Origin of the sequence: Dyella tabacisoli (assembly GCF_003350925.1) — a bacterium.
Taxonomy (GTDB): Bacteria; Pseudomonadota; Gammaproteobacteria; order Xanthomonadales; family Rhodanobacteraceae; genus Dyella_C; species Dyella_C tabacisoli.
Window position 1 is genome coordinate 110,765 of record NZ_KZ857178.1, and the last position, 13,019, is coordinate 123,783.

A 13,019-nucleotide genomic window follows, 5' to 3' on the forward strand; every position below is an offset into this window, starting at 1 on the left:
GGGCGGGACATGGAAACGCTGCTATGAATTCGCCACGCGCCGCCTGGCTGTTTCTCGCTCCGGCCCTGCTGGTACTTGGCTTGTTCTTTCTGCTACCGGTTATCGCGGCGCTGGTGCTTAGCCTCACCGATTACGATCTCTATGCGCTGGCTGATATTCGCAATCTGCGCTTTGTCGCGCTGAGCAATTATTGGGAGCTACTACATCGGCGGCTGTTCTGGTCGGCGTTGGGCAATACGTTCTATTTCGTCGCGGTAGGAGTGCCGCTTTCGTTGACCGCCTCGCTGGGTGCCGCGTTATTGCTCAACTCGCCATTGGCACGCATGAAACCGTTCTTCCGCACGGCATTGTTCGCTCCGGTGGTTACCACAGTAGTCGCCGTGGCGGTGATCTGGCGCTACTTATTCAACACCAAATACGGCCTTATCAATTACGCCCTCGACAGTGTGGGTATCCATCCGGTGGACTGGCTGGGCGATCCGCATTGGGCGATGCCGACCATCATCTTGTTCGCGGTGTGGAAGAACTTTGGCTACAACATGATTATTTTCCTCGCCGGCTTGCAGGCCATTCCCGGCGATCTGTACGAAGCGGCGCGCATTGACGGCGCCTCCGTGCCGCGACAGTTCTGGCACATCACCTTGCCGATGCTCAAGCCCACGCTGACGATGGTCGGCATGCTTACGGTCGCCGGTTATTTCCAACTATTTGCGGAGCCCTATGTGATGACCGAAGGCGGGCCGCTGCAGAGTACGGTGAGCGTGCTTTATCTGATGTACGAGGAGGGCTTCAAATGGTGGAACCTCGGCTCCGCCTCGGCCGTGGCCTTCTTGCTATTCGTCATCATGTTCGCGGTAACGGCTACGCTGCTTCGATTCTCGCGACGCGGGGGTGAGGCATGAATCCGCGGCTGGCAAAGGCCATGGTCAATGGACTGCTGCTCGGTGTAGCCGTTGTCGCGTTGTTGCCGTTGTTGTGGATGTTGTCGGTCTCGTTCATGACGCCCGGCGAAGCCAGCTCGTTGCCGCCACCGTTATTACCCAAGCATGCGACCTGGGCGAACTATCACGAGCTGTTCGCGCGCGCCGGCATGGGCCGCTATTTGCTCAACAGCTTGCTGGTGTCCGTTGCGATTACCGCGCTCGCGCTCGCCTGCAATTTGATGGCCGGCTACGCCTTCGCCAAGCTGCGTTTCGCCGGGCGCGAACGATTGTTTCAGGTGCTGATCGGCGCCTTGGTGATACCGGCTCAAGTAGCCATGCTGCCGCTATTTCTGCTGTTGAAATATCTTGGCTTGGTCAATAGCTACGCTGGAGTGATCGTGCCGGCGATGGCGACTATCTTCGGCATCTTTCTAGTACGCCAATACGCACGCACAGTGCCGGATGAGTTGCTGGAGGCTGCACGCATCGATGGCGCCGGCGAGCTGCGCATCTTTGTGCAGATCGTGTTGCCGTTGCTCAAACCGATCATGGTGACGCTGGCGATCTTCACCTTTCTTGCGGCCTGGAACGATTTTATGTGGCCGTTGATCGTATTGACCGGACAAGAGCATTACACCTTGCCGATCGCGCTGGCCTCGCTGTCGCGCGAGCACGTACAGGATTCGGAATTGATGATGGCCGGCTCGGTCGTCACCGTGCTGCCAGTGCTGTTGTTGTTTTTAGCCTTGCAACGCTACTACCTGCAAGGACTGCTGCTGGGCAGCGTGAAGGGCTGATGTGCATGAAGAACTACAGGGAGCCGGTCCGCTGGCAAACAGGCAAGAGCGTAGGGATGGTGCTTGGCCTATGGCTTGCCTTTGGCATGGCGGCGCAGGCACAAACCTTAGATGATTTCAGCCAGCCCACCCTCTGGCACGCCGAAGGCACCGACGACGTCAGCACGTCGCTGCGAAGCGTCGACGGTAAGGCGCTGTGCCTGGCATTCGACTTCCAAGGCGTATCCGGTGCGGCGACGTTGCGCCGCACACTGCCCATCACCTTTCCAGATAACTTCGCGCTGTCATTCGACGTCCGCGGCACGATGGCGCCGAACGATCTGCAGCTAAAGTTGATCGACGCCAGCGGCGACAACGTGTGGTGGTTTCGCCGCGAACACTTCGAGCCGACAGCGACTTGGCAGCATATCGAGGTGCGTCGCCGCGATATCGAGTTCGCCTGGGGCCCGGGTAAGGACCGCACATTGCGGCACACCCATGGGCTCGAATTCACGGTCTACGCCGGACAAGGCGGCAAGGGCGAGTTGTGTGTGGACAATCTCAAGCTGGCCCCGCTGCCAACAGAGCCTGCGACAGCCGCGCCACCGAAAACGCCCAACGCCTTACTACTGGAGCAAGCGGCACAGGCGCCGCGTGGCCTGTATCCGCGTGGGTTCTCCGGGGAACAGAGCTATTGGACCTTGGTCGGCGTGGATGGTGGCGCCAAGCACTCGGCGCTGCTGTCAGAAGACGGCGCAGTAGAGGTAGACAAAGGCGGTTGGTCGATCGAACCCCTGTTGTTCAGCGACCACGAAATCATTCATTGGGCATCGGTAAAAACCACCCAGCGGCTCGAAGATGGCTATTTGCCGATACCTACCGTGCATTGGCAGGCCGATACACTCAGCCTGGAGACGACCGCCTTTGCCACCGGCACGCCACAGCGCTCGCAACTGCTGCTGCGTTATGTCCTGCACAACGACAGCGATCGGCCACGTCAACTCACGCTTGCGCTGATGACGCGGCCGTTTCAAGTCAATCCACCTACGCAGTTTCTCAACACGCCCGGCGGTATCAGCAGCATCCACGACCTCTACTGGGATGGCCATAGCCTTACCGTAAACGGCCATACCCGCGTGCTGCCGCTGCAACACACGGATGCCTTTGTCGCCGATGGTTTCGATACGCGTGGCTACGATGCCGCTGCCTTGGCGCAACGTTTGGCAGGACAACGCCCGACTGAAAACACACAGCGGGGTGCTTCACGTCTGCACGATGCGCAGGGTTTTGGCCAGGGCGCGATGCTTTATCGGCTTGAGCTACCGGCGCACGGCAGTCGCACTGTGGGCCTGGTCGTGCCCTGGCATGAAGAGAGCATGGCTGCGTTTGACGATACTGTGTCCGGCGATGCAGCGGTTTGGTTGCAACAACAGTTGGTCAGTACGGCAAACCTATGGCGCGACAAACTCAATCGCGTGACGTTGCATCTACCCCGTGCGCAACAAGCCATCGCCGATACCGCGCGCAGCGCGCTAGCGCAGATGCTGCTGTCGCGTGACGGTCCAGCCTTGCAACCGGGTACCCGTTCTTACGCGCGTAGTTGGGTGCGCGATGGCGCGATGATGACCGAAGGTCTGGTGCGCAGCGGCCATGCCGAGGTTGCCGCCGAGTTTGTCCGCTGGTACGCCCCGCATCAATTCAGCAACGGCAAGGTGCCTTGTTGTGTCGATGCGCGCGGCTCCGATCCGGTGCCGGAGAACGACAGCCACGGTGAAATGATTTTCGCGATCGCCGAACTATGGCGCTATACGCACGACCGTGCCGAGCTGGAAAAACTGTGGCCGACCGTCGCACGTGCCGTTACCTATATGGACAAGCTGCGCGAGAGTGAGCGCTCACCGGCTAACCAAACTGCCGAAAGACGCGCGCTGTACGGCCTGATGCCGGCCTCGATCAGCCATGAAGGCTATTCGGCCAAGCCCATGCATTCGTATTGGGACGACTTTTGGGCGCTACAGGGTTATGACGATGCGGTGCTGCTCGCCACGGCCCTCGATAAACCCGATGATGCCGCTCGCATAGCCTCGGCACGCGATACGTTCCGCACCGATTTGCAACGCTCCATCAACGCTGCGATGACCCAACACGGCATCGATTTCCTACCCGGCGCCGCCGAGTTGGGCGATTTCGACGCTACCTCGACCACCATCGCGTTGTCGCCCAATGATGGCCAAACCTGGCTTCCGCCGGGCTTGCTGGAGCGCACCTTCGAACGCTATTGGCAGGGATTTCTGCAACGCCGCGATGGCAAAACAGAGTGGGACGATTACACCCCCTACGAACTGCGTACGATCGCCAGCTTCGTGCGTCTGGGGTGGCGCGATCGGGTGGAGCCGCTGTTGACGTTCTTCTTCGCCGGCCGCCGACCCGCGGCATGGAACCAGTGGGCTGAAGTAGTCGGCCGCGATCTGCGCAAACCGCGCTTTGTCGGCGATATGCCACATGCGTGGATTGCATCGGACTATTTGCGCTCGGCCTATGACCTGTTTGCCTACGAGCGTGCGGGTGACCATGCCTTGGTACTCGCTGCCGGCATTCCCTCGACTTGGCTACAGGGCGAAGGAGTTGGCATTGAACGACTGCGCACACCGTACGGCGAGCTTGGCTACACGCTGCGCGAAGTGGGTGGAAAACTCGAACTGCGCGTCAAAAAAGGGCTGACGCCGCCGCCCGGCGGGCTGGTGTTGCCGTGGCCGTATGCGGATAAACCGCCTGGTCAGGCCTGGCTGAATGGGCAGCCGGTGGCATGGCGCGCGCGCGAGATCGTTATCCGTACCGTCCCGGCGACGTTGAACATCGAGCGATAACGCTGAGTATCCTTCCCCCGGCAAACAGGGAGAACCATATCTCCCCGTAGTCCGCGTCTCTGACGGCATCCCGGTTTCACGGGACGCGGGCATTCAATCAATGTACCCAGTGCCCACTGCGCTGGCGCGGCGGGCCGCTGCTGTCTTCTTCCTTCTCATCGCTGGGCTTGACCTCAGCCTCCAGCTCGGCCTCGGTGGCCGGATGCTCGTGCCAGTAATGATTGACTGCGCCAAGCACCATCGGCACCTGGGCCAGGCACTCGTCGTATTCGTCGTCACTGAGCTTGGCGAAATCCGCTTCGGCACTAAGCACGCCTTCGTCCACAGCCAAAGCCATCACCGGACCCAGCAGCTCCATCAGTTGCGGGTCATCGGCCAGGCGCTTCTCCCATAGACCGGCGCGCAGGTCGATAGCGCGGCTAAAGCCTTCGCACCAACCGGCTGCACTCAGTATCGGGCCGGTATCGGTGTCCACTTCGCCGAGAATCGGCTCGTAGGCATCCACATCCAGTTCGGCGCTGATCGAATCGTTGAGTTTAGCCAGCAAGGCCAGCACGCGATTGCCTTCTTCCTCGTCGGCAAACGGCTCGTGCAGTACTTCAGGCAGCCATTCTTCAGGCAGCACGTGCAACGGCCCCACGGCCAGCCCCGAGAGCATGCCATGCACGCCATCGAGCAGCAGGTCGCCATCGCCGGCGTGGCCGCGCAGGTAGCGATCCAGTTCGTCGAGTTCGTTATCGTCCAGCGAGCTGGGCCAGTCGGTCTTGGAGGTATTCATCAGCAGCCTGTGCAAGCAAGTCGTCCGTGGACGAGATGATCCTAGATTTCCAGATCCAGTGTTACCGGCGTATGGTCGGAAGGGCGTTCCCAGCGTCGCGGCGTGCGGTCGATGGCGGCTGTTTTCGCTGCGGATTTCAACGCATCGCCGATCAAGATCAAGTCGATGCGAACGCCCATGTTGCGCCGGAACGCAGCCTGACGGTAGTCCCACCAACTGTAGTGTTCACCGCCTTGTTCGAACAGGCGGAAGCTGTCGTGCAGGCCCAGCTCGGTGATCGATTTCAGCGCTGCCCGCTCAGCGGGCGAGCACAGCACTTCTTCACCCCAGGCGACCGGATCGTAGACATCGCGATCATCCGGGGCGATGTTGAAATCGCCCAGCACCACCAGGTTCGGATGACGCGCTATCTCCTGCGCCAGAAACGCATGCACTTTGGTCAGCCAGTCCAGCTTGTAGGCATATTTCTCGTCGCCCACCGCCTTGCCGTTGACCACATATAGATCGACGACGCGCACGTCACCGATGGTTGCCGCGAGAATCCGCCGCTGGGGATCGTCCAGGCCAGGGATGTCGGTGACGACGTCCTTGAACTCGGGTTGCGTCGCGTCCCGCGTCAGAATCGCCACGCCGTTGTAGGTCTTCTGCCCCGAATACACCGCGCGATAACCCGCTGCGGCGAGCTCGTCGACCGGAAACTTGGCATCTTCGAGCTTGGTTTCCTGCAGCGCGATGATGTCCGGCTGGGCTTCGGCCGCCCACTGAATCAACTGCGGCAGGCGCACTTTCAGCGAATTTACGTTCCAGGAGGCGATTTTCATCCGCCCATTGTAGGGGATGCGAGAGGCCGCCCGCGCTCATTCCTTGACCTTTTCGGCAGCTTGTTTGCCAGCCTGCCTGGCCAACCTGAACCAGGTGATGCCACATCTGGCCAATTTAGGGAGTATGCTACCCAGTTGGGGATTTGAGATAACTCAAATACGCTGCTTCTATTTTGTGGCCAAACGCAGCATTTCCCTCCAGGCCACAAATCATTCATGTGTCAAAGGTAAGTTTTATGTCGAATCGTAGTAGCGGTACCGTCAAGTGGTTCAATGATGCCAAGGGCTTTGGCTTTATCACCCCGGAAAGCGGTGATGACCTGTTCGTGCATTTCCGCGCGATCCAGGGCTCGGGCTTCAAATCCCTGCAGGAAGGCCAGCGCGTCACCTTCGTTGTTGCCAAGGGCCAGAAGGGTCTGCAAGCTGAAGAAGTCCAGGTCGCCTAAGGCTGACCGGATTTAGTAGAACAAAAAGCCCGCTTCGGCGGGCTTTTTTATGCCTGGAAGGCTTACGCCAAACCGTGACTACGCAACAACGCTTCAGGTTCTGGTTTACGACCACGGAAGGCTATGAAGCTTTCCAATGCGGGGCGACTGGCGCCCACAGCCAGAATCTCGCGGCGGAAACGTTCGCCGGTGGCGCGGTCGATCGCACTGCGGCCCTGGGCGCTCAGCTCTTCGAACTCGCCAAACGCATCGGCGCTTAGCAGCTCGGCCCACAAGTAGCTGTAATAACCGGCGCCATAGCCGCCGGCGAAGATGTGACTGAAGCCATGCGGAAAACGCTGCCAGGCCGGCGGATGCAATACCGCGACCTCTTTGCGTGCTTGTTCGAGTACGCGCAAGGTGCGCGCGCCCTCCGCCGGGTCGTATTCCAGATGCAGCAGGAAGTCGAATAACCCGAATTCCAACTGGCGCACCAAAAACAGGCTGGCCTGGAAATGCCGCGCGGCGAGCATGCGCTGAAAGAGCTCGTCGGGCAGTCGCTCGCCGGTCTGGTAGTGGCGGGCGAACATGTCGAGCGCTTCGCGATTCCAGCCGAAATTCTCCATGAATTGGCTGGGCAGCTCGACGGCATCCCACTCCACACCATCGATGCCGCCAATCGAGGGCAGGGCGATTTCGGTCAGCAGATGATGCAGGCCATGGCCGAACTCGTGAAACAAGGTAAGCACATCGTCATGGGTGAGCAGGGCCGGCTTGCCTTCGGTAGGCGGCGCGAAGTTGCAGGTAAGAAAAGCCACCGGCAACTGCAGGCTCTCATGTGCCTCGCCCCCATGAGTATGGGTGTCGATGTCCTTGAAACGTGCGCGGCAGACATCCATCCAAGCGCCGCCACGCTTGCCGCTGCGCGCATACAGGTCGACATAGGCACCCGCGAATACACGGCCATCGGCATCGCGCACATCGTAATAGTGCACGTCGGGATGCCATACATCGACGCCATCGCGCAGGGCGAGGGTAATGCCGTAGAGCTTCTGGGTGAGCTCAAACAAACCGTCGATCACGGCCGGCAGCGGAAAATAGGGTTTGAGCTGTTCCTCGTCCAGCGCGTAGCGTTGCTGGCGCAGCTTCTCGGAGACATAGGCGACGTCCCAAGATTCGAGGTTATCGAGTTTCAGCTCCTGGCTGGCGAATGCTCGCAGGGTAGCCAGATCTTGCTGTGCCACCGGCTTGGCGCGAGCGGCGAGATCACGCAGAAACTGCAAGACCTCTTGCGACGAGTTAGCCATCTTGGTCACCAGCGATTCCTCGGCGGCGTTGGCGAAACCGAGCAACTGCGCCGCTTCGTGGCGTAGCGCGATGATTTGCTCAATGCGTACCGTGTTGTCGAACTTGCCGGCGTGCGGGCCCTGATCGGAGGCGCGGGTCTGGTAGGCCCAGTACACGCGCTCGCGCAGGTTGCGGTTGTCCGCGTAGGTAAGCACGGCTTGCACGCTGGGCTGTTTTAGCGTGACCAGGTAACCGTCCAACTCTTGCTCTTTCGCATACTGGCGCAACACGGCGGTGCCGGACTCTGGCACACCGGCCAGATCACGCTCGTCAGTGATGTGTTCGTGCCAGGCGTCGGTGGCGTCCAGCACGGCGTTGGAGAACTCGGTGGAAAGTTTGGAAAGCTCCACGCCGATGGCGCGATAGCGTGAACGCGCGGGCTCTTCCAGCGCGACACCGGACAAATAGAAATCGCGTAGCGCATGCTCGACCAGGGCGCGCTCAGGGCGCGGTAGCGTGGCGAAATCAGGCGCGTCGGCCAATGCCTGCACGGCGGCGTATAGCTCGCGGTTCTGGCCTAGCTCGATGGCGTGTTCGGTAAGCTTTTCTTCGGTCGGACCGTAGACCTTGCGCAACGCTTCGCTATCAGCCACAGAATGCAGATGACCGACGGGGGCCCATGCTCGCGACAAGCGTTGTTCAAGCCGCTCCTGAGTCAGCATCACGCTGGTGAAATCACGCGGCGCACCCGCTGCGGTCAACGCATCGATGCCGCTGCGGTAGTCGGCGAGGATACTGTCGATCGCCGGCTCGATATGTTCGGGGCGAATCTGCGAAAACGCGGGCAGGGTATCGTCGGCCAGCAGCGGATTATCTTGGGTCATGGCATCTCCTTGGGTCTGCCAGCGTGGCGATGGACCGGGGGGAAATCAAGCATGGGGAAGGTGGATAAGTGATGAAGCGCCTGTTTGCGATCTCTGAGTAGCCCATCTCCGTGCCCTGTTTTGTCACATCCGCGCCCGTAACATCGCGCCATGTTGCCACCAGATGTCACCGAACTCCTCAAGCACAGCGCCGTTTTCTCGCATCTGGACGCCACCGCACTAACCGCGCTTGAGCGCGAACTGGTGTGGTTCTGCCTGCCCGGCGGGCGGCCGCTGTTCAAGACAGGCGAGCCGGCCGATGCGCTGTATTTGCTTAAGAGCGGGAGCCTGGGCGTGTTTGATAGCCCAACCCAACGCATCCAGCAAATTGCTGTCGGTGACAGCGTGGGTGAAATCAGTCTGATCGGTAGCGAACGGCGTAATCGCACCGTGCGCGCCTTGCGCGATTCGGAGTTGCTGCGGCTGGATCGCGCGGCGTTCGAGGCGCTGGTTGGGCGCCACCCCCAAGCCATGCTCGGCGTAGCGCGGGTGGCGATAGAGCGGCTGTTGCGGCGCGACCGCGATGAAATAGAACCGGACAAACCACGCACGTTCGCGCTGCTTCCGCTGGATGCCAACGTACCGGCACGCGCACTGGCGATGCAGCTTGGGCAGGCGCTGGAAACCTACGGTAGCTGCGCGGTGATCGATGCCGAGCAAGGGGCGGGCCGCAGCAGCGACTGGTTCGCCGAGCGCGAGTCGCAGTTGCGTTTTGTGATCTATCTCGATACCGGCAGCGATCCATTGTGGCGCCAGCGCTGTCTGCGCCAGGCCGACGTGCTGCTGCTGCCGACGCAGGCCGCACAAGCCGCACGGCCGTGGCCAGAAACCATCCCCGGCCTGGCGGTGCTGGCACGGCACCGGCCGATGCACTTGATCTTGCTGCATGCCGGCCATCAGCCCAGTCTTGGCGCGGCTCGACGCTGGCGCGCCCAATTCAGCGAGCTACCGCCCGATCACCTGCAACACCATCACATTGGCTACCAGGCAGATATCGCCCGCCTGGCCCGGCTGGTCAGCGGTCACGCCCGCGGCCTGGTGCTGGCGGGCGGCGGCGCGCGGGGCCTGGCCCATCTGGGTGCGCTGCGCGCCTTGCGCGAGGCCGGCCATGTATTCGATGCGGTGGGCGGCACCAGTATTGGCGCCATCATTGGCGCTGGCGTGGCCAGCGAGTGGGAGCTGGGTGCGATGACCGAGGTTTTCCGCCGCGCCTTCGTGGAGGATCGCCCCTTATCCGACTGGACCTTGCCGCTGATCGCGCTGACGCGTGGCCGTCATGCCACCCGCATGCTGCGCGGCGCTTTTGGCGCACTGGATATCGAGGATCTCCCGTTACCGTACTTTTGTATCTCTACCTGCTTGTCCGGCGGCGGCATGACGGTGCGACGACACGGCCCGCTGTGGCTATGGCTGCGCGCCTCATGTGCGATTCCCGGCGTGCTGCCGCCGGTGCTGCATCAAGGGCGTGTCTATGTCGACGGTGCCCTAGTCAATAACCTGCCCACCGATGTGATGTCCAACAGCGGCATCGCTCATATCACTGCGGTGGATATTCGCGCCGATATCGCCTTGCTCACCACCGCCGAGGAATATTCCACGCCACCATGGTGGCGCCTGCTATTGCAGCGACATCAGGACATCCGGCGCCCCGGTCTGGTTTCCACCCTGGTGCGCGCCGCCATGGTGAACAGTGAAGGCCCTAGCGAACATCGTCGCGATCGTGCGGATTTATTGCTGACGCCGCCGCTGGAACATGTCGGCATGCTGGCCTGGAAAGACTGGCAGCGGGCGATTGAGGCCGGCTATGCACATACGCTGGAAATATTGGAGCGACAGGCCCGCACGGGGGCGATCCAAGAGCCTGTTCGAGATCTCTGAGGCGTTATCATCCACACATGAATCATCTACGCAGCTTCAAGGGCGTCATGCCCACTCTCGGCGAACGTGTTTACGTCGATCCAGCCGCCAGCGTAATCGGTGCCGTGGAACTGGGCGACGACGTTTCGATCTGGCCCGGTGCGGTATTGCGCGGTGACGTGCATTACATCCGCATCGGCGCGCGCAGCAACATCCAGGACGGCAGCATCGTCCATGTCACTCACGATGGCGTATATACGCCCGGCGGTTTCCCCACCGTGGTCGGTGAGGGCGTTACCGTCGGCCATGCCGCCGTGCTGCATGCCTGCACCATCGAGGACTACTGCCTGATCGGCATGCACGCCACCGTGCTCGATGGCGCCATCGTGAAAAAATACGGCTTCGTCGGTGCCGGCAGTTTGATTCCCCCCGGCAAAGTCGTCGGCGAACGCGAACTGTGGTTGGGTAATCCGGCGAAGTTCGTGCGCTTGCTTAGCGATCAGCAGATCGAGCAACTGCACTACTCGGCCGATAACTACGTGCTTTTAAAAGATGAGTATTTAAGAGCCTAGAGGATTGATGGCTATACGCCGCGTGCTGTTTCTGTGCAGTCGCAATCGACTGCGCAGCCCCACTGCCGAACAGGTATTCGGCGCCTGGCCGAATCTGGAGGTCGACTCAGCGGGGTTAGCCGATGACGCGGCTACGCCGCTATCGGCAGAACAGCTCGATTGGGCCGACCTCGTTGTCGTCATGGAGGCCGTGCATCGGCGTCGCTTGCAATCACGCTACCGCGCACGCCTCAAGCATAAGCAAGTGGTATGTCTGGATATTCCAGATCGCTATGACTTTATGCAACCCGAGTTGATCGAACTACTTTTGCGCAAAGCCGGACCGTTGTTGCGCTGAATACGCCAACTAAAGACGCTTACTGCGCGCCGTTGGTCGACGAGGACCGCTCGGCCTGAATCAGCGCCGCGCGCTCTTCATCCTGCCGCACCATCAATTGCCGCGCTGCATCGAGCTTGCCGCCGAGCAGGGCCAGGGTGTAATTGGAGTTATCGAATTCACGCAATAAGGCGAGTTCGCGCTGCGCTTCGTTCAAGTCGTTTTCGTTGATGGCGCGCTCGACTTCGGTGGAGGCATCGTCGAACAAGTTGCGCAAATGATCGAGTGCGGTCTGATTGTTTGGCTCAAGCTGCAGCACGCTGAGATAAAACTCATAGGCATTACTGCCCATCGGGGCCACCAGATGCTTTTCACTGATGGCGGTCTGCGCCAGCCCAAGCAAAATCTCCGTGCCGCTGCTGTCACCGGCCGGAGCGCTTTTAGCATCGGCCTGGGCGACCGGTGCCGTCGCCTTAACCGACAAGGCATACCAAGCGCCGCCGCCGACAACGATCAGCGCCAGCAAAGAAACACACAAAAACGCCCGTCGCTTAGACAAGGCCAACAGGGAACGCGTCATGACATCGGCTGCTATGAATGGGAGGCTGCACACCAGAGCTTCTATGAGAAGAACACTCCTAGCGGATGCGCCACAGTAGCTTTGTCGCGTGTCAGAAATGTGACCCGCTCGACGCAATTAAGTCGGCGAGCGGGTTAATCCGTCAATGGCCCGTTGGCTAGACCTGGGCAACCGCGCTTAGCCGAAACGGCCACCCGTGATGCGGCCGCTCTTATCCAGCTCAGCGTAGTAGCGACTGTTATTTTCGCGAAACTCCATGGTCGTCATGGTTCCCGGCAGCACCAATTGCACATCCGGGTAAGTCGCATGAAATTGCTCGGGCGTCGGGTGCGTGGCAATGAAGGCATCGAAGCCCTTCACGTCGGTGACAAAGCCTGCCACCGGTTTTGTGGCGGCTTGGGCCATCGCGTGACAACCCCCGAGCGCGATAGCCATGACGAAAACAAGTGACATACATGCAAACAGTGACTTACGCATGGCCGATTTACGCATGGCATTGCCTCTCAAGCGGTTTACATGAACTTACCACCGGTGATGTGGCCATTGGTGTCCAGCTCGGCGAAATAACGACTGTTGTTATTGCGAAATTCGCGCGTCGACCTTTCACCCGGCAATACCAACAACACCCCCGGATAGGTGGCACGAAACTGATCTGCCATCGGATGCGTGGCGATGAAGGCATCAAAGCTCTTCATATCGGTCACGTAGCCAGTCATAGGCTGGGGTGCGGTGTGCGTCGCGTGGTGGCAACCACCCAGAACGACGGCGAAAGCGAGTACGGATAGAGCAAGCAAACGGAAACGCATAAAGTATTCCCCCTTATTTTTGCGGCAATGACGCGGCTTTGTATAGCCGCGCTGCCATGCCATGCAGCGCGGCCTCAAGCGAAGTCAA

At 60.4% G+C, this 13,019-nt stretch carries 13 protein-coding genes; 7 read left to right on the forward strand and 6 right to left on the reverse strand.

Annotation, left to right across the window (positions count from 1 at the left end; translation table 11 throughout):
• Positions 1-23 precede the first annotated feature (23 nt).
• Genes DVJ77_RS14315 through DVJ77_RS14325 form a run of 3 tightly spaced genes read left to right on the forward strand, consistent with a single transcriptional unit; the run spans position 24 to position 4,566 of the window.
• A complete protein-coding gene (locus DVJ77_RS14315; RefSeq protein WP_114846190.1) occupies positions 24-902 on the forward strand; it encodes a carbohydrate ABC transporter permease in 879 nt (292 codons plus the stop codon).
• Positions 899-1,720, forward strand: a complete 822-nt coding sequence (locus DVJ77_RS14320; RefSeq protein WP_114846191.1) for a carbohydrate ABC transporter permease — start codon at positions 899-901, stop codon at positions 1,718-1,720. Before DVJ77_RS14315 ends, DVJ77_RS14320 begins: the two co-directional genes overlap by 4 nt.
• Before the next feature lie 5 nt (positions 1,721-1,725).
• Positions 1,726-4,566 carry a carbohydrate binding domain-containing protein gene (locus tag DVJ77_RS14325; RefSeq protein WP_225428009.1) on the forward strand — a complete coding sequence of 947 codons (2,841 nt, stop codon included), beginning with the start codon at positions 1,726-1,728 and terminating at the stop codon, positions 4,564-4,566.
• A gap of 97 nt (positions 4,567-4,663) precedes the next feature.
• On the opposite strand, the gene DVJ77_RS14330 is transcribed toward DVJ77_RS14325, so the two are convergent.
• The gene (locus DVJ77_RS14330) at positions 4,664-5,344 is read right to left on the reverse strand and encodes a YecA/YgfB family protein (protein WP_114846193.1); all 681 of its coding nucleotides are present in this window, start codon (positions 5,342-5,344) and stop codon (positions 4,664-4,666) included.
• A gap of 41 nt (positions 5,345-5,385) precedes the next feature.
• On the reverse strand, positions 5,386-6,165 hold the full coding sequence (xth, locus tag DVJ77_RS14335) for an exodeoxyribonuclease III (RefSeq protein WP_114846194.1): 780 nt from the start codon (positions 6,163-6,165) through the stop codon (positions 5,386-5,388).
• 236 nt (positions 6,166-6,401) lie between these two features.
• On the opposite strand from xth, the gene DVJ77_RS14340 reads away from it, so the two are divergent.
• Positions 6,402-6,611, forward strand: a complete 210-nt coding sequence (locus tag DVJ77_RS14340) for a cold-shock protein (RefSeq protein ID WP_114846195.1) — start codon at positions 6,402-6,404, stop codon at positions 6,609-6,611.
• Between the two features lie 62 nt (positions 6,612-6,673).
• Here the strand turns inward: DVJ77_RS14340 and DVJ77_RS14345 are convergent, their stop codons facing one another.
• Positions 6,674-8,761 (reverse strand): M3 family metallopeptidase, encoded by a 2,088-nt coding sequence (locus DVJ77_RS14345; protein ID WP_114846196.1) that lies wholly within the window; start codon positions 8,759-8,761, stop codon positions 6,674-6,676.
• Positions 8,762-8,911: 150 nt separating this feature from the next.
• Here DVJ77_RS14345 and DVJ77_RS14350 point away from each other — a divergent pair, with 150 nt between their 5' ends.
• From DVJ77_RS14350 to DVJ77_RS14360, 3 genes are read left to right on the forward strand one after another with little or no spacing between them, the layout of a single operon-like run.
• Positions 8,912-10,678 (forward strand): patatin-like phospholipase family protein, encoded by a 1,767-nt coding sequence (locus DVJ77_RS14350; protein WP_114846197.1) that lies wholly within the window; start codon positions 8,912-8,914, stop codon positions 10,676-10,678.
• Between the two features lie 17 nt (positions 10,679-10,695).
• On the forward strand, positions 10,696-11,229 hold the full coding sequence (locus tag DVJ77_RS14355; protein WP_114846198.1) for a gamma carbonic anhydrase family protein: 534 nt from the start codon (positions 10,696-10,698) through the stop codon (positions 11,227-11,229).
• Positions 11,230-11,236: 7 nt separating this feature from the next.
• Positions 11,237-11,566, forward strand: a complete 330-nt coding sequence (locus tag DVJ77_RS14360) for a low molecular weight protein tyrosine phosphatase family protein (protein ID WP_225428010.1) — start codon at positions 11,237-11,239, stop codon at positions 11,564-11,566.
• A 19-nt stretch (positions 11,567-11,585) separates the two neighbouring features.
• On the opposite strand, the gene DVJ77_RS14365 is transcribed toward DVJ77_RS14360, so the two are convergent.
• From DVJ77_RS14365 to DVJ77_RS14375, 3 genes are all read right to left on the reverse strand, one after another.
• Entirely contained in the window at positions 11,586-12,125 is a 540-nt protein-coding gene (locus DVJ77_RS14365; RefSeq protein ID WP_114846199.1) for a hypothetical protein, read from the reverse strand.
• A gap of 177 nt (positions 12,126-12,302) precedes the next feature.
• Positions 12,303-12,530, reverse strand: coding sequence for a hypothetical protein (locus DVJ77_RS14370; protein ID WP_225428011.1), 228 nt, complete (start codon positions 12,528-12,530; stop codon positions 12,303-12,305).
• 107 nt (positions 12,531-12,637) lie between these two features.
• Positions 12,638-12,931 (reverse strand): hypothetical protein, encoded by a 294-nt coding sequence (locus DVJ77_RS14375; protein WP_114846345.1) that lies wholly within the window; start codon positions 12,929-12,931, stop codon positions 12,638-12,640.
• Between the last annotated feature and the right edge of the window lie 88 nt (positions 12,932-13,019).